The organism is Microbacterium sp. NPDC060117 (genome assembly GCF_042729315.1).
Taxonomy (GTDB): domain Bacteria; phylum Actinomycetota; class Actinomycetes; order Actinomycetales; family Microbacteriaceae; genus Microbacterium.
In genome coordinates this window covers 1-19852 of record NZ_JBHWXR010000003.1, presented here as the reverse complement: position 1 = coordinate 19852, position 19852 = coordinate 1, and the positions used below count along the sequence as shown (strand labels likewise).

Annotated in this window: 17 protein-coding genes; 11 read left to right on the top strand and 6 right to left on the bottom strand. The window is 69.7% G+C overall.

Annotated features, from left to right (window positions below):
- Positions 1 to 2: 2 nt before the first annotated feature.
- Complete coding sequence (locus tag ACFWCK_RS11840; RefSeq protein WP_378805992.1) at positions 3 to 1625, top strand: amidohydrolase family protein; 1623 nt, start codon at positions 3 to 5, stop codon at positions 1623 to 1625.
- Complete coding sequence (locus tag ACFWCK_RS11835; RefSeq protein ID WP_378805991.1) at positions 1622 to 2278, top strand: bifunctional 4-hydroxy-2-oxoglutarate aldolase/2-dehydro-3-deoxy-phosphogluconate aldolase; 657 nt, start codon at positions 1622 to 1624, stop codon at positions 2276 to 2278. The genes ACFWCK_RS11840 and ACFWCK_RS11835 overlap by 4 nt, the downstream gene beginning before the upstream one ends.
- Before the next feature lie 70 nt (positions 2279 to 2348).
- On the opposite strand, the gene ACFWCK_RS11830 is transcribed toward ACFWCK_RS11835, so the two are convergent.
- The gene (locus ACFWCK_RS11830) at positions 2349 to 3983 is read right to left on the bottom strand and encodes a beta-N-acetylhexosaminidase (protein ID WP_378805990.1); all 1635 of its coding nucleotides are present in this window, start codon (positions 3981 to 3983) and stop codon (positions 2349 to 2351) included.
- Positions 3984 to 4140: 157 nt separating this feature from the next.
- Between ACFWCK_RS11830 and ACFWCK_RS11825 the strand changes: the two genes are divergently transcribed.
- The 4 genes from ACFWCK_RS11825 (at position 4141) to mmsB (ending at position 9455) form a co-directional block, all read left to right on the top strand.
- On the top strand, positions 4141 to 5154 hold the full coding sequence (locus ACFWCK_RS11825; RefSeq protein WP_233311063.1) for a LacI family DNA-binding transcriptional regulator: 1014 nt from the start codon (positions 4141 to 4143) through the stop codon (positions 5152 to 5154).
- A gap of 364 nt (positions 5155 to 5518) precedes the next feature.
- Positions 5519 to 6643, top strand: a complete 1125-nt coding sequence (chvE, locus tag ACFWCK_RS11820; RefSeq protein ID WP_233311062.1) for a multiple monosaccharide ABC transporter substrate-binding protein — start codon at positions 5519 to 5521, stop codon at positions 6641 to 6643.
- 68 nt (positions 6644 to 6711) lie between these two features.
- A complete protein-coding gene (gene mmsA / locus ACFWCK_RS11815) occupies positions 6712 to 8253 on the top strand; it encodes a multiple monosaccharide ABC transporter ATP-binding protein (RefSeq protein WP_378805989.1) in 1542 nt (513 codons plus the stop codon).
- Entirely contained in the window at positions 8250 to 9455 is a 1206-nt protein-coding gene (gene mmsB, locus ACFWCK_RS11810; RefSeq protein ID WP_233311060.1) for a multiple monosaccharide ABC transporter permease, read from the top strand. The genes mmsA and mmsB overlap by 4 nt, the downstream gene beginning before the upstream one ends.
- Before the next feature lie 75 nt (positions 9456 to 9530).
- Here the strand turns inward: mmsB and ACFWCK_RS11805 are convergent, their stop codons facing one another.
- Positions 9531 to 10373 (bottom strand): nuclease-related domain-containing protein, encoded by an 843-nt coding sequence (locus tag ACFWCK_RS11805; RefSeq protein WP_378805988.1) that lies wholly within the window; start codon positions 10371 to 10373, stop codon positions 9531 to 9533.
- 275 nt (positions 10374 to 10648) lie between these two features.
- Between ACFWCK_RS11805 and ACFWCK_RS11800 the strand changes: the two genes are divergently transcribed.
- Complete coding sequence (locus tag ACFWCK_RS11800; RefSeq protein ID WP_233311058.1) at positions 10649 to 12115, top strand: APC family permease; 1467 nt, start codon at positions 10649 to 10651, stop codon at positions 12113 to 12115.
- A gap of 114 nt (positions 12116 to 12229) precedes the next feature.
- On the opposite strand, the gene ACFWCK_RS11795 is transcribed toward ACFWCK_RS11800, so the two are convergent.
- A complete protein-coding gene (locus ACFWCK_RS11795; RefSeq protein ID WP_233311057.1) occupies positions 12230 to 13327 on the bottom strand; it encodes an ATP-binding protein in 1098 nt (365 codons plus the stop codon).
- Positions 13328 to 13501: 174 nt separating this feature from the next.
- On the opposite strand from ACFWCK_RS11795, the gene ACFWCK_RS11790 reads away from it, so the two are divergent.
- Both ACFWCK_RS11790 and ACFWCK_RS11785 read left to right on the top strand, forming a co-directional pair.
- Positions 13502 to 13723 carry a hypothetical protein gene (locus ACFWCK_RS11790; protein ID WP_233311056.1) on the top strand — a complete coding sequence of 74 codons (222 nt, stop codon included), beginning with the start codon at positions 13502 to 13504 and terminating at the stop codon, positions 13721 to 13723.
- A 46-nt stretch (positions 13724 to 13769) separates the two neighbouring features.
- Positions 13770 to 14837, top strand: a complete 1068-nt coding sequence (locus ACFWCK_RS11785; RefSeq protein WP_378805987.1) for a hypothetical protein — start codon at positions 13770 to 13772, stop codon at positions 14835 to 14837.
- A 258-nt stretch (positions 14838 to 15095) separates the two neighbouring features.
- Here the strand turns inward: ACFWCK_RS11785 and ACFWCK_RS11780 are convergent, their stop codons facing one another.
- The 3 genes from ACFWCK_RS11780 to ACFWCK_RS11770 form a co-directional block, all read right to left on the bottom strand.
- Complete coding sequence (locus ACFWCK_RS11780; RefSeq protein ID WP_233311054.1) at positions 15096 to 15665, bottom strand: copper resistance CopC family protein; 570 nt, start codon at positions 15663 to 15665, stop codon at positions 15096 to 15098.
- Positions 15662 to 16384 carry a YcnI family protein gene (locus ACFWCK_RS11775; RefSeq protein WP_378805986.1) on the bottom strand — a complete coding sequence of 241 codons (723 nt, stop codon included), beginning with the start codon at positions 16382 to 16384 and terminating at the stop codon, positions 15662 to 15664. The genes ACFWCK_RS11780 and ACFWCK_RS11775 overlap by 4 nt, the downstream gene beginning before the upstream one ends.
- A gap of 82 nt (positions 16385 to 16466) precedes the next feature.
- A complete protein-coding gene (locus ACFWCK_RS11770; RefSeq protein WP_378805985.1) occupies positions 16467 to 17072 on the bottom strand; it encodes a hypothetical protein in 606 nt (201 codons plus the stop codon).
- Positions 17073 to 17130: 58 nt separating this feature from the next.
- On the opposite strand from ACFWCK_RS11770, the gene tyrS reads away from it, so the two are divergent.
- Together tyrS and ACFWCK_RS11760 are read left to right on the top strand one after the other, a co-directional pair.
- The gene (gene tyrS / locus ACFWCK_RS11765) at positions 17131 to 18432 is read left to right on the top strand and encodes a tyrosine--tRNA ligase (protein ID WP_378805984.1); all 1302 of its coding nucleotides are present in this window, start codon (positions 17131 to 17133) and stop codon (positions 18430 to 18432) included.
- 122 nt (positions 18433 to 18554) lie between these two features.
- The gene (locus tag ACFWCK_RS11760) at positions 18555 to 19355 is read left to right on the top strand and encodes a DUF4184 family protein (protein WP_378805983.1); all 801 of its coding nucleotides are present in this window, start codon (positions 18555 to 18557) and stop codon (positions 19353 to 19355) included.
- Positions 19356 to 19852: the final 497 nt, after the last annotated feature.

Sequence of the window (19852 nt, the reverse complement as noted above, 5' to 3'; positions counted from 1 at the left end):
GCATGACCCCTTTTCCGCCCGCACCGACCCTGTTCCGGCATGCGACCGTCGTCGACGGCACCGGTTCCGCGCGCCGTAACGCCGACGTGCTGCTGAGCGGCGGACGCATACACTCCATCGCCCCGTCCGGTGCCCTCACCGCAGGGGAGGGCACCGAGGTCTGGGATGCCGAAGGCCTCGTGCTCACCCCGGGGTTCATCGACATGCACGCGCACTCCGACCTCGCCGTGCTCGCGGATCCGTCGCACATCGCGAAGGTCGGCCAGGGGATCACCACCGAGGTCATCGGCCAGGACGGGATCGGCTACGCGCCCATCGACGACGAGATCCTCGGCGGCGTGCGCCGCCAGATCGCCGGCTGGAACGGGCACTCCGGGCTCGCGATCGACTGGCGCGACATGGCGGGCTACCTCGGCCGGCTCGCGCAGGGCACCGCCACCAACACGGCGGTGCTCGTGCCCCAGGGCAATCTGCGGCTGCTCACCGTCGGATCCGGCAGTCGCGCGGCGACCGGATCCGAGATCGCCGACATGCGCGCGATCCTCGCGGACTCGCTGTCGGCCGGCGCCGTCGGGCTCTCCAGCGGTCTCACCTACGTGCCGGGGATGTACGCCGATACGGCCGAGCTCACCGCGCTCTGCGAGGTCGTCGCGAAGGCCGGCGGCTTCTACGCCCCGCACACCCGCTCCTACGGCGCCGGAGCGATCGACGCCTACGCCGAGGTCATCGGGATCGCCCGCGAGACCGGCTGCGCACTGCACCTCGCGCACGCGACGCTCAACTTCACGTCGAACGCGGGCGCCGCGCCCCGATTCCTCGAGCTCATCGACCAGGCTCTCGCCGACGGGGTCGACATCACGATGGACAGCTACCCCTACCTGCCCGGCGCGACCACGCTCGTGGCCCTCCTGCCCAGCTGGATCGCGGCGGGCGGCCTCGACGCCCTGCGCGTCCGGCTCGCGTCCGGCGCTGACAGGGATGCCCTGATCCAGGCCCTCGACGTGGACGGCTGCGACGGATTCCACGGCGAGCGCGCCGACTGGACCCGAATCCAGGTCTCCGGCGTCGGGCATCCCGAGCTCGCGGACCTGGTCGGTCGCACCGTCGCCGAGATCGCCGAGGAGGCCGGCGAGGAGCCGGTGGACGCGGTCATCCGCATCCTCCTCGCCGACGAGTTCGCGACCGGCGTGCTCATGCACATCGGGCACGAGGACAACGTGCAGGCGATCATGCGCCATCCGCGGCACACCGGCGGCAGCGACGGGATCCTCGTGGGCGACCGCCCTCACCCGCGCTCGTGGGGGACCTTCCCGCGCTACCTCGCGCGCTACGTGCGCGAGCTCGGGGTGCTGACGCTCGAGGAGGCGATCCGCCACCTCAGCGCGACCCCGGCGCGGCGGCTGCGCCTGCCCGACCGCGGCTTCGTGCGCGAGGGGTTCGCCGCGGATCTGGTGCTGTTCGACCCGGAGCGGATCCAGGACCGCGCCACGTTCGAGCAGCCGCGCCGGACGGCGACCGGCATCGCGGGCGTGTGGGTGAACGGCGAGCTCGCGGTCCGGGACGGCGAGCGGACGGAGAGCGTGTCGGGCCGGAGCCTGCGCGCGACGAAGGAGGGGACGCGATGAGCGCCGATACCGAGAAGGACGTCACCACGACGCACGATGTGATGGCTCTGCTGCGCAGGGACGCGGCGCTCGCGCTGCCGCGCCTGGCGCGCATCCCGGATCCGCTGCCGCTGCTGGCGGCGCTCGCCGCCGGCGGGATCCATGTCGTCGAGTTCGCGTTCACCACCCCCGGTGTCACCGACGTCATCGCCGCCGGCGCCGGCGCCCCCGGCGTGCGCGTCGGCGCGGGTACCGTCACGACCGCGGCCGAGGCGCGGGATGCCATCGCCGCCGGTGCCGCGTTCCTGGTGACCCCCGCGGTCATCGCCGAGGTGACCGAGGTCGCGCGTGGGCACGACGTGCCGGTGATCATGGGCGCGTTCACCCCGACCGAGGCGCTCACGGCCGCACGGCTCGGGGCCGCGGCGGTGAAGATCTTCCCGGCGGAGACCGTGGGCCCCGGCTTCTTCCGCCACCTCGCGGGGCCCTTCCCGCAGCTGCCTCTGGTCGCCTCCGGTGGACTGCACGAGGGCAACGCCGCCGACTACCTGCGTGCCGGCGCGATCGCCGTGACCGCCGGATCGAGCGTGGTCTCGGCGACGGACGCGTCCGCGGGGAACTGGGCCGCGGTCACCGCCAAGGCGCGGGCGTTCCTCGCCGCCGCCCGCGCCTGACGCCCGCGCCTGACGCACGGCGCCCGCGCACCACGCGCGGCGCCCGCGCACCACGCGCGGCGCCCCGCGGCTAAGCCAGGTTCGCGGTGAGCCGGGCGATCTCCGCCGCGCGCTCGGCGCGGTCGAAGGTCTTGCCCGGCACTCCGGGGACCCGCTGCCACGGGCGGGGCCCGTCCTCCGGGCGATACTCGATACCGGCTGCATCCAGACGTGCGAGATGCGCCTCGAGCCGCTCCGGGAACGACCCGACGACGGCCGGATCCTGACCGCTCCACAGCGCCTCCGCGAGAGCGCACAGCCGCGGGAACAGCTGATAGTCGCGGCGGCGAGCCGAGTCGACGTGCTCGGCCCACAGGTTCGCCTGCCCGCCGAGGATCCTGTCTCGATGCTCGGGCTCGAGTCCGGCGGGGATCGGATCGAAGGCGCGCACATGCGCGACCGTGGTCACGAGGCCGGTCGGGATCGGCTCGTCCGGGGAGTCGGACTGCCGGTAGTCGAGGTACACGGTGTCCTCCGGACACATGACGACGTCGGATCCGCGCCGCGCCGCGATCATCGCTCCGGCCGTTCCGCGCCAGGAGGCGACCGTCGCGCCGGCGACCCGGCCGCCTTCGAGGATCTCATCCCAGCCGTACAGGCGCCGGCCTCGCGAACGGACGTGCTCGTCGATGCGGGCGATGAACCAACTCTGCAGCTCATCCTCCGTGGCGAGCCCGCGTTCGCGCATGAGCTCCTGGGTGCGCGCATCGGCGCGCCATTCGTCCTTGCGGCACTCGTCCCCGCCGATGCCGATCACCTCGGACGGGAAGATCTCGATGATCTCGTCGAGCACGTCGCAGAAGAACGCGACGGTCGACTCCTCGACGTTCAGCGCGTGCGGGTTGATCCCCCATCCTGTCCAGGGGGCGAGCGGCTCCGCGACGAGACCGAGCTGCGGGTACGCGGCGATCGCCGCCTGCACATGGCCGGGCAGCTCGATCTCGGGCACCACGGTGATCCCGCGCGCCGCCGCGTAGGCGACGATCTCGCGCAGGTCGTCCTGCGTGTAGAAGCCGCCGTGCGGCATGCCGTCCTGCGTGGATCCGGGGCCGGATCCGCGCTGCGACGACGGGCGCCATCCGCCGACCTCCGTGAGCAGGGGATACCTGCGGATCTCCGCGCGCCACCCCTGGTCATCGGTGAGGTGCAGGTGCAGGACGTTGAGCCGGTGCATCGCGAGCTGGTCGATGACGCGGAGCACCTCGGCCGTCGGCGCGAAGTGCCGTGCGACGTCGAGCATGAGCCCTCGCCAGCGGTATCGCGGGGCGTCCTCGATGCGCACCGCGGGCACGGTGACCGGCGCGCCGGGGACGATGGGCGCGCGGCGGTGTACGCGCGGGGGCAGCAGCTGCAGGAGCGACTGCGTCGCGTGATGGGCGCCTCGGACACCTCCCGCGGCGATCCTGATCCCGCTCTCGTCCACGGCCAGCGTGTAGGCCTCCTCCGCGAGGAGCGGATCGAGGACCAGATCGATGCTCGGGGAGCCCTGATCGTCCGTGGGGGCGTCCAGGCCGAGGGGCAGGCCGAGTCCTGCGCGCAGCGCCTCCTGAAGCCGCTCCGCAGCTGCGCGCACCGGCTCCGCGACGCGGATCCGGACGGTCTCGGCCAGCAGGAACGCGCCGGATCCGACCTCGACGAGGGACGGCTGGGGAAGAAGGTTCGGCATGAGGGCTTCTCCATTCGATTGCACAAGACGCAACGGGGCTTGCATGATGTGGAACCAGCCTATTCCCGATGCTCTGCCGACGGGGAAGCGGGCGACGGAGCCGGCGCCTCTCGCGCCTCGCGCATAATGAGTCTGACCGATCTGAACGGAGGTGCGCGTGGCTGTGGAGAGCGACCCGCCTCGCGCCCTGAACATCCGCGACGTGGCGCGCGAAGCCGGCGTCTCGTACCAGACCGTGTCGCGGGTGCTGAACGGCAGCGACCGGATCCGCGAGACGACGCGCCAGCATGTGCAGTCGGTGATCGACCGACTCGGCTACCGGCCGAACCCCGTCGCGAGGGCGCTGTCGACGAACCGCTCCCGCACGATCGGCGTGCTCACGGCGCACAGCGCGCTGTACGGGCCGGCCACGGCGATCACCGCGATCGAGTTCGCGGCGCGCGACGCCGGCTACCGGCTCTCCATCGCGAATCTGCGTTCCAGCGAGCCGGGGGTGGTGCGCGCCAGCATCGACGATCTGCTCAGCCATGCCGTCGAGGCGATCATCGTCATCGCCCCGCAGCAGGAGGTGCTGAGCGAGGTCGGCGAGATGAGTGTGGACGTGCCGATCATGGCCCTCGGCCCGAGCGGAGAGCGCCACTCGATGGCGATGGACCAGATCGCCGGCGCCAGGGCCGCCGTCGCGCATCTCGCGGACCTCGGCCACGAGTACATCGTCCACCTCGCCGGACCGCAGAACTGGACGGAGGCGGAGGCGCGCATGGCGGGCTATCTGCGCGAGCTCGACGACCGCGATCTGCGCGTGCGCGCCCCGCTGCTGGGGGATTGGACCGCGCAGTTCGGCTACGAGGCGGGCCTGAGCCTGCTGCGCATGCCGGACTTCACCGCGGTCTTCGCCGGGAACGACTCGATGGCGCTCGGCTTCCTGCACGCCTGCCGCGAGCGCGGCGTCAGGGTGCCGGAGGACGTCAGCGTCGTCGGGTTCGACGACATCCCCGAGGCGGCGCACTTCTTCCCTCCGCTGACCACGGTGCGACAGGACTTCGGCGAACTCGGCCGGCGGACGATACGGATGCTGCTGGCGCAGCTGGGTGGCGACGACCTGGTGCAGGAACCCCTGGTCCCGGGGCTGATCGTGCGGGCGTCCACGGCGGCTCCTCGCCCCTTCTGAGGGCGATCGAGGGTCGGGTCGCACTCCTCGGGATCACGCGGCGAGCCGCTCGACTTCGATCAAGTGCTTGACAAATGTGACCGGTTCGCCAGAAGATCACTCGTGCGGGTGTGATCGGTCACAGCCGCGGCGACGACGGGGTCGGATTCCGAACCTCCTCGCCGTCCCGAGCGCATGAGGTCGGCGGCCACCGGCCCCGTGCGAACAGCACCACGAACCGACGCCCGCAGTGATGCGGTCGTCAGCCCGACCCACGCCCTCGCCCTCGAGGCGCCGGTCCCGACCCTGGCGGTCCGATCGCTCCATCGGCGCGCTCTCCGCTGTCCTGAGCGTGCCACGGCGGCCGCTCGACGAAAGGAATCACATGAAGTTCAAGAGACTGGTCGTCGGCATCGCAGCCGCCGCGACCCTCGCCCTCAGCCTGACCGCGTGCGCGGGAACCCGCGGCGGCGGATCCTCGACCGAGGAGCCCGGCGCCAACAAGGGCGCGCTCGTCGGCGTCGCGATGCCGACGAAGACGTCGACCCGATGGATCCACGACGGCGACGCCGTCAAGGCCGGCCTGGAGAAGCTCGGCTACAAGGTCGACCTCGAGTACGCGGACGACGACATCCCCACTCAGGTGCAGCAGATCTCGAACATGCTCACCAAGGGCGCAAAGGTGCTCATCATCGCATCGGTCGACGGCACCGCGCTCTCCAGCCAGCTCGACCAGGCCGCGTCCAAGGGCGTGAAGGTCATCGCCTACGACCGCCTCATCAACGGCAACAAGAACGTCGACTTCTACACGACGTTCGACAACTACAAGGTCGGCGTCCAGCAGGCCACCAGCCTCCTCGAAGGCCTCGGCGTGCTCGACAAGAGCGGCAAGGACACCGGCGCCGCCGGACCGTTCAACATCGAGCTGTTCGCCGGAAGCCCCGACGACAACAACGCGACCTTCTTCTTCAACGGCGCGATGGACACGCTCAAGCCGTACCTCGACAAGGGCGTCGTCAAGGTCGGCAGCGGGCAGACCGGCTTCACGCAGGTCGCCACGCAGGGCTGGCAGGCGGATGTCGCGAAGAAGCGCATGCAGGACCTCATCGCCTCGACCTACTCGAACGGGCAGACCGTGAACGGCGTGCTCTCGCCCTACGACGGCCTCTCCATCGGCATCATCTCGGCCCTCACCGGCGCCGGTTACGCGACCGACAAGCTCCCGATCATCACCGGGCAGGATGCGGAGATCCCGTCGGTGAAGTCGATCATCGCGGGGCAGCAGTACTCGACGATCTACAAGGACACCCGCAAGCTCGCGGGCGAGGCCGTGAAGATGGCCGACGACGTGCTGAACGGCAAGACCCCCGAGGTCAACGACACGAAGTCCTACGACAACAAGACCAAGGTCGTGCCGACGTTCCTGTTCGAGCCGATCGTGGTGACGAAGGACAACTACAAGGAAGCCGTCATCGACACCGGGTACTACACCGAGGACCAGCTCAAGTAAGGCACTCCCTCGGCAGGGTGGCTGCGGACGCTCCCGCAGCCACCCTCCTCTGACGAAAGGAGAGCGAGATGAGCGACAACATCCTCGAGATGCGCGGGATCACGAAGACGTTCCCGGGCGTGAAGGCTCTGCAGGACGTGTCGATCACCGTGCAGCGCGGCCATGTGCATGCGATCTGCGGCGAGAACGGCGCCGGCAAGTCCACCCTGATGAAGGTCCTCTCGGGCGTCTATCCGCACGGATCCTATGACGGTGAGATCCTCCTGGACGGCGAGCCGGTCGCGTTCAAGAGCATCAACGAGTCCGAGCACGCCGGCGTCGTGATCATCCACCAGGAGCTGGCGCTGAGCCCGTACCTGTCGATCGCGGAGAACATCTTCCTCGGCAACGAGCGCCAGGCCGGCGGCTGGATCGACTGGAACACGACGAACCAGGAGGCGGCGAAGCTGCTGGCGAGCGTGGGCCTGAAGGAGAACCCGGCGACGAAGATCGCCGACATCGGCGTCGGCAAGCAGCAGCTCGTCGAGATCGCGAAGGCGCTCTCGAAGAGCGTGCGACTGCTGATCCTCGACGAGCCCACCGCCGCGCTCAACGACGACGACTCGGCGCACATGCTCGAGCTCATCACGCACTTGCGCGACGAGGGCATCACCTCGATCATCATCAGTCACAAGCTCAACGAGATCCGGGCGATCGCCGACGAGGTCACCGTCATCCGCGACGGGCGCAACATCGAGACCCTCGAGATGCGCACCGACGACGTCAGCGAGGATCGGATCATCCGCGGCATGGTCGGCCGGGATCTCGCGAGCCGCTTCCCCGATCGCATCCCGAAGATCGGCGACGAGTTGCTGCGGATCGAGGACTGGACGGTGCATCACCCCCTTGATCACGAGCGCAAGGTCGTCGACGGCGCGAACCTGTTCGTGCGCGAGGGCGAGATCGTCGGCATCGCCGGGATCATGGGCGCCGGCCGCACCGAGCTCGCGATGAGCGTGTTCGGCCGCAGCTACGGCGTGAACATCTCCGGCCGGGTCTACAAGCGCGGATCCGAGATCTCCACCAGGACGGTGTCGGACGCGATCGGGCACGGACTCGCGTACGCGACCGAGGACCGGAAGCGGTTCGGGCTGAACCTCATCGACGACGTCGAGCGGAACATCACGATCGCCGCCCTCGACCGGATCGCGAAGATCGGCTGGGTGAACGAGAGCCGCGAGCGGATCGTCGCGGAGTCGTACCGCAAGAGCATGAACATCAAGACCAGCTCCGTCGAGGCGGTGGTCGGCAAGCTCTCCGGCGGGAACCAGCAGAAGGTCGTGCTCTCCAAATGGATGAACACGTCGCCCGACGTGCTGATCCTCGACGAGCCCACCCGGGGCATCGACGTCGGAGCGAAGTACGAGATCTACGGCATCATCAACAAGCTCGCGAGCGAGGGCAAGGGCGTCATCGTCATCTCCAGCGAGCTGCCCGAGCTGATCGGTCTCTGCGACCGCATCTACACCCTCTCCGAGGGGCGCATCACCGCGGACGTGCCGCGGTCGGAGGCTACGGCGGAGAACCTCATGCGATTCATGACCCAGGAGAAGGAGGTGGGCTCCGCATGAGCGGCTCATCCAACACCGGCCAGACGAGCTCGCTGCGCAGCGCGTTCGAGTTCCTCACCGGCCAGCTGCGGCAGATCGGCCTGTTCATCGCGCTGATCGTGATCGTGCTGTTCTTCCAGATCACCACGGGCGGCATCACGCTCGCGCCGATCAACGTGTCGAACCTGATCATCCAGAACAGCTACATCCTGATCCTCGCGATCGGGATGGTGATGGTGATCATCGCCGGGCACATCGACCTGTCGGTGGGATCCGTCGTCGCCTTCATCGGCGCCGCCGCCGGTGTGCTGATCACCAAGATGGGCGTGCCGTGGCCGGTCGCCGTCGTGCTGTGCCTGGTGCTGGGTGCGCTGATCGGCGCCTGGCAGGGCTTCTGGATCGCGTACTTCAAGATCCCGGCATTCATCGTGACGCTGGCCGGCATGCTCACGTTCCGCGGCCTCACCGAGATCACCCTGCAGAACACGGCGATCTCGCCGTTCCCGGACGGCTTCCGCGCGATCGGGGCCGGCTTCCTGCCCGACCTCGGCGGCGGCCAGACCGTCGTCGAGCCGCTCACGATCATCCTCGCGGTGCTCGTCGTGCTCGGGATGATCGGCTTCGGGATCCGCGGCCGCATGACGCGGCGCAAGTTCGCGGTCGAGGACGAGCCGCTGTGGTGGTTCATCGCCAAGCTCGCCTTCACCAGCCTGCTGATCGCGCTCGTCGCCTATCTGCTCGCGAGCTACAACGGCACCCCGATCGCCCTGGTGATCCTCGGTGTGCTGACCGTGGTCTACTCCGCGATCATGGCCCGCAGCGTCTGGGGGCGGCACATCTACGCGATCGGCGGCAACCCGCTCGCCGCCAGTCTGTCGGGCGTGAAGACGCCGCGGGTCACGTTCACCCTGTTCATCAACATGGGCGTGCTGTCGGCGCTCGCGGGGCTCGTGTTCACTTCTCAGCTGAACCTCGCCAGCCCCCGCAACGGAGACGGGTTCGAGCTCGACGCGATCGCGGCCGTCTTCATCGGCGGGGCGGCGGTCACCGGCGGCATCGGCAAGATCACGGGCGCGATCATCGGCGGTCTGATCATCGGCATCCTGAACAACGGCATGTCGATCCTCGGGGTCGGGACGGAATACCAGGCGCTGATCAAGGGCCTCGTGCTGCTCGCCGCCGTCGCGTTCGACGTGTTCAACAAGCGCCGCTCGGGGCGCTGACACGGATCCGTCTCCGGGCTCCGGCCGCCCTCGCGTGGCCGGAGCCCGCCGCGCTCGACGTCGCCCCGGGCGCGGTCACGCCGGTGGGAAAGCGGCCGCGAGCCGAGCCGTCACGGCGCCGACATCGACCTCGCGATCCGCGGTCTCGGCGATGTGCTTCACCAGCCGCACGGGCCACGTGACGAGGACGTCGGATACCGCGAACGGACTGCCGAACAGGCCCCAGTCCGCCTCGAGGAAGCACAGCACGCCGGCGACCGGTACGCCGGCGTCGAGCGCGTCCGCCACCAGAGCCACCTGCTTCCGCACACCGTCGACCAGCTTCGTGCCGTCACGTCCGCCGATCCGCAGCGTGTGCACCCGCGGCCCGAAGACCCCGCCGATGCCCTCCCGCGAAGGGCGACTCCCCTTGTACCGCTTCGCATCGATCACCCAGACGCCACCGGGGGAGACGACGATGTGGTCGATGTTGGCCCGCGAGCGCGGGATCCGACGGTCATGGAGCGCGTGCGCGGACGGCGGAAGATCCTCCAGGCGCTTCGCGAGGAGTTCCTCGCCGACCGCGCCGCGCGCCCACGCCTGAGTGCTCTGCGGATCCTCGGAGAGGGCGAGGATCACGCCGCCGAGCTTCGGGTGCGCAGCGCGGATGCGCTCCTCTCGCCGTCGGTGGCGCCGCTCGTACTCCCGGCGCGCGGAGGCTCCCGCCGTACCGGGCTCGAGTGCCGCGGAGGGTGCGGAGGGCGCGGAAGGCGCGGAAGGCAGGCCTGCATCGGCCGTGCAGTCGAGGCATCGCACCGTCCTCCAGTCGCGCTCGTACACCGCCTCCACCGAAACGGGCAGTGCCCGCCCGCACAGACGGCAGGTGCCTGCGTAACGCAGACGCATGCGCGTGTCCTGCGGCCCCGGATCCGCTGTCATGGCGCCGACGGTATCAGTGCGGGCGCCCCCGAGGAACCCGTCCGAGATGCTGTCGCCCAGGCCTGCGCATCTCGAACCCGCAGCCCGATTTCCGCAACGAATACCTATGCATCAGCCGATAGATCGCGCGCGAATCCGCGTCATTCCGCACCTTTTCCCTCCGCTTCGGAAACCGTCGCGGAACGGATCGGAACGAGGCTCTATGCGCGAGGGGATCCGCGGTGCTAGCGTCCCTCTGTCATCCCCCATACCCGACGATGAGACAGGGGAACAGAGTGACCCGCAATCCACTCGAGACGGACACGTCTCTGCAGCGCGCGATCGACTATCAGGAGCACTCGCTGCAGACCGGCGGCGTGACCAAGGCCGGATCCACGCTGATGGCCGTGGCGGGCAGTGCGCCTGCCTACTCCATCGCGGCCAGCACGGCGCTGTTGATCGGCGCCGCCGGCGTCGGTGCGCCTGCCGCACTGCTGTGGTGCGGCATCCCGATGCTCGGCATCGCGTTCGCATTCAGCTATCTCGCCCGTGTCGACAGTCACGCCGGCGCGTCGTTCTCCTGGGTCGCCCGCGGGCTCACGCCCTACCTCGGCTTCTTCGCCGGGTGGGCGGTCGTGATCTCGGCGACGATCTTCATGGTGGCCGGTGCCCTGCCGGCCGGCGCGATGACGGTGTCGCTGTTCGCGCCGGACCAGGCCAACAACACTCTGCTGGTGACGCTGGTCGGTGCCGTCTGGTTCCTGGTCATGGCCGCGGCGGTGATCTTCGGCGTGCACACGACGGAGCGCGCGCAATGGATCATGTCGATCATCGAGGTGGGGATCCTGGTGGTGTTCGCGGCCATCGCGATCCCGCGCGCGATCACCACGTATCACCACGGACAGACCTTCTCCTGGGACTGGTTCGGCTTCGGGCACCTGACCGGTGCCGGAGTGTTCGTCGCGGCGGCTCTCATCGCGGCGTTCTACTACTGGGGCTGGGATGTCACGGCCAACCTCGGCGAAGAGACGAAGGACGCGCACAAGACCACCGGTGCGGCCGGCATCCTCGGCATCGTCATCGTGTTCATCCTCTTCGAGATCTACACCACCACGACCCTGGTGATGCTGCCGGGCAAGACCATCGAGGACAACGCGGCGAACGTGCTGGGCGTCCTCGGTGACGCGATCATGCCCGGCATCGGCGGAAAGATCATGATCGTCGCCGTGGCGCTTTCCACGATCGCGACCCTGGAGACCACGCTCGTGCAGGTGAGTCGCACGCTGTTCGCGATGGGGCGCGACCGCACGATCCCGTTCGCGTTCGGACGGATCAACCGCAAGTGGAAGACGCCGGTGTTCGCGACGCTCGTCGTCGTGGGTGTCTCGCTGCTGCTCTTCGTGCTCGCGAACGTCTTCGGCGACAGCGTCGGCCAGATCCTGGGCTGGGCGATCTCGTCGATCGGCCTGCAGATCGCGTTCTACTACTCGCTGGCGGGTTTCGCCGTGGTGATCGGCTTCCGCAAGGTGCTTTTCCGATCGGTGAAGAACTTCCTGTTGATCGGCCTGTGGCCGGCGGTCGGCGCGATCTTCATGCTGTACATCTTCTTCGCCGCGATCCCGAACAACGAGCCCGTCGTGAACTACCTGGGCCTCGGTCTGATCGTGATCGGCATCGTACCGATGCTGCTGTTCTACCGCAGGGCGAAGGACGCCTACTTCTCGCGGCGCCCGCTCGAGGTTCCGGAGGACTTCGACGCGTAGCGGGTCCTCACGAAGGACGGGGCGGGCGTTCGCGCTCGCCCCGCCCTTCGTGGTGTTGCTTCTCCGCATGTCTCCGCGTCCGGTCCTGCGCCGGCCTGCACGGGCCGGCACGCGTCACCGACCGGTCTGCGCGCGCAGATACTCCCGAAGTCCCGGGATCGCGAACGCGACGCGGCCGTAGCCGACGGATTCGATGAGACCGGCGTCGATGAGACGCGCGCGGTACTTGCCGACGAGGCTGGGAGTGGCCGCCATCCGGCGGCCGATGTCGCCGACATCCGAGATCGCATCGTCGACGGTCATGGCGAGAAGGAAATCCATGTCCCGGGCGGAGACGGTGGAGAGCGCGGCGCCGATCACCGTCTGTTCGTTGCGACGGCGAGCGGCGGCGACGGCCTCTCGCACGGCGTCCGCATCGATCGGCGCCTCTCGCGACTCCGCTTCCTGCCACAGGCTGTAGCCCACGAGCTGGATGAGGAACGGGTAGCCGCCGGTGCCCTCGGCGGCGGTCCGCGCCAGCTCCGGGGTGATCGGATGGCCGCCCTGGGCGAAGAGGTCCGCAAAGGACTGGGCGGTCTCCTCGATCGAGGCCGAATGCAGATCGATCCGATCTGCGCGGCGCAGGAACGTCGCGACGCCCTCGTTGAGGAGGTCGGAGACCGCGGCCGGGAGACCCGCGAAGATCAGGGCGATGGGAAGTCCGTCGCGGATGAAGTGCTGGATGCTCGCGGCGAGTGTCGCGATTTCGGTCCGCTCGGCGGCATGGATCTCATCGACCGTGATGAGCAGGCCGGTGCGCTGCTGCGCGAGCAGCGTCAGCAGCCGTTGCCCGAGTTCCCTCCAGCCGATCTGCTGCTGCGGAGCCAGCTGCGTCGTTACTCCGAAGCCCGCGACGGTGACACCGGTGATCCGCCGGCCGGTCGGTCCATCGCCCAACTCGGCCTCGGCAGTGCGCATGGTCTCACCGATGCGCGCCATGAATCCCGGTGTGGCCGTCTCCGAGATCACCACCCACCCGCGAGTTCGCGCGAGATCCTCTGCGGCGCCGAGCATCACTGTCTTGCCGACACCGCGGGCACCGGTGAAGATGGTCAGCAACCCCGGCGCGCCCGATCCCACACGCAGGCCGTACTCGAATTCCTTGAGGAGACCTTCGCGGCTGACGATGATCGGCGGGGTGGCGCCAGCGGTGGGACGGAACGGGTTCTGCATCTCGACACCTCGGTAGATCTCGGTTAATCCAGTTAATTTGGTTAATCTTCGCCGCCTTCCCGGGAGTTCGCAAGCCTTCCGCGGTTGCCGAGCGCGGTCGGCACCGCGATCCTTGTCCTGAGGGCGCATTCGCAGCCTCCATCGAACTGCACGAACGCTCGCTCAGGAGGAGCCATGACCGAGAAGCCCCGGTTCACACTGGACAGCACGCTCGGCGAGATCCTCGACGACCCCCAGGCGCGGGCCGTGCTGGATGAGATCGTGCCCGGCGTCTCGACGCATTCGCTGGTGTTCCTCGCCCGCGGGATCACCTTGGTCGATGGTGCGGCGCGTCTCGGCTCGATCGAGCCGGAGCGTCTCGCCGAGCTCGACGCGCGGTTGCGCGCCCTGGAGTGAGAGCCCGGGAGGCGGCCGAGACCGCGCGCTCCCTAGACTGACCGGGATGTCCGATCACCACGTCCAGCGCTCGACGCACCACACGGTGCACGCCGTGGCGCCGGCGGATCCCGAGCCGGTACGGCCCGAACCGGGCTCGATCTGGGGACGGATCCCTCGCATGCCGCTGCTCTGGGCGCTGGTCTGCGGGGCGCTGGCACTGCCGGGCTACCTCGCCGGCGACCCGGGCTTCCTGCCGTTCCTGTTCACGCTGATCGGCGGCTGGCTCTGCGGTCTCTCCTTCGTGAATGCGACTCTGCGGATGCCGGCCCGCCGAGGTCTGATCATGCACATCGCGGGCGCCGTGGGCGCGGGGCTGCTGCTGTGGCTCCTGGCCGAGGCCGTCCCCTCGCTGCTGGCGCCCAAGCCGAACCCTGCGCGCGCGTTCCTCGCCGTGCTGCAGATGGCCGCCGTGCCGGCCGCCGGCTGGGTATGGCTCGCGCTGATCAGCCGGACCACGGCGATGATCGGCGCCAGGGACGTGGCGAAAGCGCGCCCCGCTCCGCAGTGGGAGCCCACCGCCCGCGGATCGCTCGTGCGCTTCCGCGCCGTGCTTCTGTCCACACGGGCGCTCGTGTGGTGGTGCTCCCTCGCCGCCGCCATCGCGATCGCCGTACTCGCGGTGGTGCTGATCGCGACCGAGGGCAGGGTGCCGTACGTCGGGCCGAAGCTGTTCCTCCTTCTGTACGTGGCGATCCCCGGGCTCCCCGCCTACCTGTTCACGTCATGGCTCCTGCGCCGTCGCGCGGTGGACTGCGCCGCCCGCTTCGACGCGGATCGTCTGCGCATCGAGGTCGACGGATCCGAGGACGGGATCCGGTACCGCGAGCTCGACCGGCTGGTCTGGCGCACGGAAGGGGACTTCGCCCGGATCGAGGCCCGTGGTTCCGGCGTCGACCTGACGCTCATCGCCGGGATCGCCCGCAGACCCGGCGGGACGTCCGCCGTGCTGCCCGGCCTGTCGCGCCGCGCCGTACGACTCATGGAGGAGGCTGGCCTCACGTCGCGCACGTTGCGCGGAGGGCGGGCGCTGATCTTCGAGCGCGCGCCGGGTGCGGTGGTGCAGGGGCGCTGACCGTCGCCCCCGATGGTCGACCCGGCTTCCACGGAGTCGTCGAGCGAGGACGCCCTGAGGCCGAGGTCCTCCCGTCGTCGAGGTCCTCCGCTCGGGGTCGTTGAGCGAGGACGCCGAAGGCGACCGAGACGAAACGCGGTGCCCTCTCTCGACGTGACGCATCGCACCTCGCCTCGCTTCGGCCGCTGACCGGGCGGAAAGACGAAACGCGGCGCCCTTTGGGGGACGCCGCGCTCCGTTTCGGTCTCTGCGACCGGCTCAGCTCTTGCGGCCGCGGGCCAGAGCCCAGGCGCCGACACCGACGCCGACCAGCACGACCGCGCCGATGCCGAGCCCGATCCACAGACCCGTGTCGGTTGTCGCCCCGGCTGCGGGAGCCTCGGTCGTCGACGCGGCGGGACCGCAGACCGGCGTGACGGATCCCGCCGCCGCGGGCGAGGCCGTGCCGTCCGGCGCGTACGCGAACGTGTAGCTGCCCGAGATCGGATGGCCGTCGGAGGACACCACCCGCCACAGCACCTCGTAGGTGCCGGCGGCGCCGAGCGCGACGGGCGACGACACCACGGGGCCGTTGAGGTCCGGGCACGCCGTCTCGTAGTACTTCTTGTCGGGCCCGATCACCTGGATGATCGTGGCCCCCTCGGTGCCGAGCGGATCCGCGCTGAAGGTGAGGGCGACGGACGACAGGCTCTTCACGGTCGCCCCCTGGGCCGGATCCGTGTTCTCGAGCGTGTCATGCGCACTCGCCGCCGTGGCGCCGGCGGTGGCGAGGGCCAGGCCCACGCCGATCGAGGCCGCGAGCGCGGTGAGCCGGTGCCGCAGACTCACGCGTCGGCCTTCTTCCGTCGGCCCACGGCGAAGCCGCCGAGCAGCGCGCCGCCCGCGGCGACCACGAGCGCGGCGATGCTGAGGCCGAGGGCGAGACCGCCCTGGCCGTCCGCAGGCGTCTCGGCCGATGCCGCCGGCGCGGTCGTCGCGGTCGCGCCGCCGTGGTGGTCGGCCGGGGGCGCGTCGTTGACCCACACCACGGGGGCGGGCTCGAGGGTGTCGTCCTTCTTGACCTGTTCTGGTGTGGCCGACCACTCCACGACCTTGCCGTCGGAATAGGTCTGGGTCGCGGGGATCACGATGTGGCCGGTGTCGGGCACAGGACCGAGCGACAGTGTGAACGTCTGGAACTGCCCGGGCGCGATCCCGCCGGCGTCGGCCGTGAACGTGACCTCGGTGGTGGCCTCGCTGATGGTGTTGCCCTCGACCTTGACCGGCTTGGGCAGCGTGGTCTTGGCTGTGGCGCCGGTCCACCCTGCGGTGGGCTGGTAGCTGACGCTCGTGAACGGGGTTTCGGCGGGCAGGTGGATCTGGAGCTTGACCGTGCTGGCCGTCGCGGACTCGTTCGGAACCCGGAACGTGACGTAGGTCCAGGATCCGGCCTCGGCCTGGTTCGGGGCGGCGGTCACATGCGCCGAGGCGGCAAGCGGGGCGGCCAGGGCGAGTGCAGCGCCGGCGGCGAGGCCGACGAGGACGCGGGAAGCAGTGGTGTTTCGCATGGATTCGTTCTTTCTGGGGTCGTGTGAGTGCACCCCGGGCGCACCAGGAGAGCGGCCCGGGCAGAGGTGCGATGAAGGGAGGTCAGGCCGCGAGCGGCGGACCCCTCCTCGACACGACGGTCAGGACGAATCCAGAGCGGAGCGCACGCGTGACGGAGCGCGGTGCGATCCGGACACGGTGCGCCGGGGCGGGCGGTGCCGTGAGCAGCCGCGCGACGAGGTTCCAGCCGGTGAGCTCGAGCAGCGCCCGCAGCGCCTGCTCTCCGCGGCCCAGCGCCAGCACGGTGAGCACGGCGGCGATCGCGTGCGCGACCCACATCGCGGGCTGCAGGTGCAGGGCGTGTCCGGCGTCGACGGCCGTGGCGCCCAGGGCATCGGCCATCGCGGAGCCGTGCAGATGGCCGACGGATCCGGCCGCGATCGATCCCGAGCCGGATCCGACGCCGATCAGCAGCAGCCCGTGGAACGCGATCTGGCTCACCCCGACGGCGACGGACAGGCGGATCCAGCTCAGGGTGCGCCCGGCCAGCGCGATGCAGACGGGAGCCGCGAACAGCAGCGCGAGCACGATCCCGATCATCGGGGCGGGCATGCCGTCGGCCGTGGAGTGGGAGACGGAAGCCACGAACGTCGCGACCAGGGCGGCGATGAGGCCCCGGACCGTGCGACCCGCGCGCGTTCCCAACACCCCTCCACCCTAATGGGGCGCGGAAGGCGCCCTCGATCCGCGCTGATACCCTGATCCGGTGTCGAACCCATCCCTGACGACCGCGGCACCGGCCATCGACCCCACGTTCGAGAACGTGTGGGATGAGCTGGTCTGGCGCGGCCTCGTCCACGTGTCCACGGATCCCGAGGCGCTGCGCGCCCTCCTCGCAGGACCCGCGATCACGTATTACTGCGGCTTCGACCCGACCGCGCCGAGTCTGCACCTCGGGAACCTCGTGCAGCTGCTCACCATGCGCCGGCTGCAGCTGGCCGGCCACAAGCCGCTCGGGCTCGTCGGCGGATCCACCGGCCTCGTCGGCGACCCGCGCCCCACGGCCGAGCGCACGCTCAACACCCGGGAGACCGTCGAGGAGTGGGTGGGCCGTCTGCGCGCGCAGGTCGAGCGCTTCCTCAGCTTCGAGGGCGACAGCGCAGCCCGCATCGTGAACAACCTGGACTGGACCGCGCCGTTGAGCGCGATCGACTTCCTGCGCGAGATCGGCAAGCACTACCGCGTCGGCACCATGCTGAAGAAGGACGCGGTCGCCGCGCGCCTGAACTCGGACGCCGGCATCAGCTACACGGAGTTCAGCTACCAGATCCTGCAGGGCCTGGACTACCTCGAGCTGCACCGCCAGTACGACTGCGTGCTGCAGACGGGCGGATCCGACCAGTGGGGCAACCTCACCAGCGGCACGGATCTCATCCACCGCGTCGAAGGCGCTTCGGTGCACGCGATCGGCACCCCGCTGATCACGAACAGCGACGGCACCAAGTTCGGCAAGAGCGAGGGCAATGCGATCTGGCTCGACGCCGAGATGTGCAGCCCTTACCGGATGTACCAGTTCTGGCTCAGCACCGCGGACGCGGACGTGATCGACCGGCTCAAGGTCTTCACGTTCCTCTCCCGGGCGGAGATCGAGGAGTACGCGGCGCTGGTGGAGGCGGAGCCGTTCCGCCGCGCCGCGCAGAAGCGCCTCGCCCTCGAAGTCGTCGCCACCGTGCACGGCATCGATGCGACCGCTGCGGTCATCGCCGCGTCGGAGGCACTGTTCGGACAGGGAGACCTGTCCGCGCTCGACGCGGCGACGCTGCGCACGGCGCTCGAGGAGCTCCCCAACGCACGGGTGGCCGCCGGATCATCCGTCGTCGACGCGCTCGTCGCGACCGGACTGGTCTCCAGCGCCTCCGAGGCGCGGCGCGCCATCGCGCAGGGCGGCGTCTCCATCGACGGTGAGCGGGTGGAGTCCGACGACGCGACCGTTCCGCTCGGGCTGCCCGGCGCAGTCTCGGTGCTGCGCCGCGGCAAGAAGACGCTCGCGGGTCTGCTCCCGGCCTGACCATCGACCCTCACGACGAAGCCCCTCGCACCCCCGCGGTGCGAGGGGCTTCGTCGTGAGGGCGGATCCGCTCCTCCCACCAGCACCATCGGTCTCGATCCCTCGCCCGATAGCGTGGCGGCATGCCGTTCACGCCGAGTCACGCGATCGCGGCGCTGCCGTTCGTCCGCACGCCGCTCGTCCCCGCGGCGATCGCGATCGGCGCGATGGCGCCGGACCTGCCGCTGTTCACCCGCGGACTGGTCGTCGACTACGCGGTGACGCACGACCTGCGCTGGCTGCCGGTCACCGTGCTGCTGTCGCTGGTGCTGCTCCTCGTGTGGCGACTGGTGCTGCGGCCGGCCTGCCGTCTGCTCGCGCCGCGGTTCCTCGGAGCACGCCTCCCGGGGGAGTGGGACAGGGGAGCCCGCGCCGCGCTCGGCGAGACCTTCGGATCCTTCGCACGGGTGACCCTGCTGGTGCTCGCGCTCGCGCTGGGCGTGGTGACGCACATCCTCTGGGACGCGTTCACGCATGAGGGGAGGGCAGGCGTCGGACTGCTTCCGGTGCTCGACGAGCAGTGGGGCCCGCTCCTCGGGTACAAGTGGCTGCAGTACGGATCCGGCGTCGGGGGTGTGATCGTGCTCGCGATCGCCGGAGCGCTCTGGCTGCGAGGCCGCACGCCGGGACCGGTGGATCCGGCACCCTTCGCCATCCGGCTGGGCTGGTGGATGTCGCTCCCCGCCATGCTGGCCGTCGCCGTCGTCCTCGGACTCGCGGTGTACGGGCCTCTCACGGAGGAGTTCACCGTGCAGCATCTCGCCTACCGCACCCTTCCGCTCGCCTGCGGAATCTGGGGCGCGCTCACTCTCGCGCTCATCCTGCTGATGAGGCTGGTGCGCGCACGGGACACGGAGGCTGTCGACGGCGTGGAATCCCGGTGAACAGGCGGGGAACGGCGCGCGACACGCCCGAGAAGGCGCCTCGATTTGCCGGAACCCCGGGATCCGCGTAACTTATTACTTGTTCGCCCCAAGCGGTAGAGCGAAGGGCCGGAAGGCCTGACTCCCCAAGCGACGAACACCACCCACCTTCTTCTTCGGAAGTCGGTTCCTCTTCGCAGGTTCTCCCTGTGGCGGGGCTCGAGCGCGTGCGTTCGGGAGGGTGACCGTCCGCCAGGATCGTCGATTTGACAAGCTGGCCGGGAGGGCTAGGCTAGAGAAGTTGCCTCGGAAACGAGATAACGGATCCGGTTCTGAACCTCACGGCGTGTCGATTTGACAGCCTGAGCGACACGGATAAGATAGAGAAGTTGCCCTGAAGGGAAGGCCGAGAGGCCGGAACGCAGGAGCATCCGATCCTTGAGAACTCAACAGCGTGCACTTGTCAAATGCCAATTTATTCCTCGTTCCAGTCTTTGGGCTGGTTTGAGAAATTCCTT

Bases quoted from the DNA above. Each gene is read 5' to 3' on its own strand.
- ACFWCK_RS11795 (WP_233311057.1), bottom strand. From the start codon at position 13,327: ATGCAGAACCCGTTCCGTCCCACCGCTGGCGCCACCCCGCCGATCATC.
- mmsB (WP_233311060.1), top strand. From the start codon at position 8,250: ATGAGCGGCTCATCCAACACCGGCCAGACGAGCTCGCTGCGCAGCGCG.
- ACFWCK_RS11805 (WP_378805988.1), bottom strand. From the start codon at position 10,373: ATGACAGCGGATCCGGGGCCGCAGGACACGCGCATGCGTCTGCGTTAC.
- ACFWCK_RS11785 (WP_378805987.1), top strand. From the start codon at position 13,770: ATGTCCGATCACCACGTCCAGCGCTCGACGCACCACACGGTGCACGCC.
- ACFWCK_RS11775 (WP_378805986.1), bottom strand. From the start codon at position 16,384: ATGCGAAACACCACTGCTTCCCGCGTCCTCGTCGGCCTCGCCGCCGGC.
- mmsA (WP_378805989.1), top strand. From the start codon at position 6,712: ATGAGCGACAACATCCTCGAGATGCGCGGGATCACGAAGACGTTCCCG.
- ACFWCK_RS11760 (WP_378805983.1), top strand. From the start codon at position 18,555: ATGCCGTTCACGCCGAGTCACGCGATCGCGGCGCTGCCGTTCGTCCGC.
- chvE (WP_233311062.1), top strand. From the start codon at position 5,519: ATGAAGTTCAAGAGACTGGTCGTCGGCATCGCAGCCGCCGCGACCCTC.
- ACFWCK_RS11835 (WP_378805991.1), top strand. From the start codon at position 1,622: ATGAGCGCCGATACCGAGAAGGACGTCACCACGACGCACGATGTGATG.
- ACFWCK_RS11790 (WP_233311056.1), top strand. From the start codon at position 13,502: ATGACCGAGAAGCCCCGGTTCACACTGGACAGCACGCTCGGCGAGATC.
- ACFWCK_RS11840 (WP_378805992.1), top strand. From the start codon at position 3: ATGACCCCTTTTCCGCCCGCACCGACCCTGTTCCGGCATGCGACCGTC.
- ACFWCK_RS11830 (WP_378805990.1), bottom strand. From the start codon at position 3,983: ATGCCGAACCTTCTTCCCCAGCCGTCCCTCGTCGAGGTCGGATCCGGC.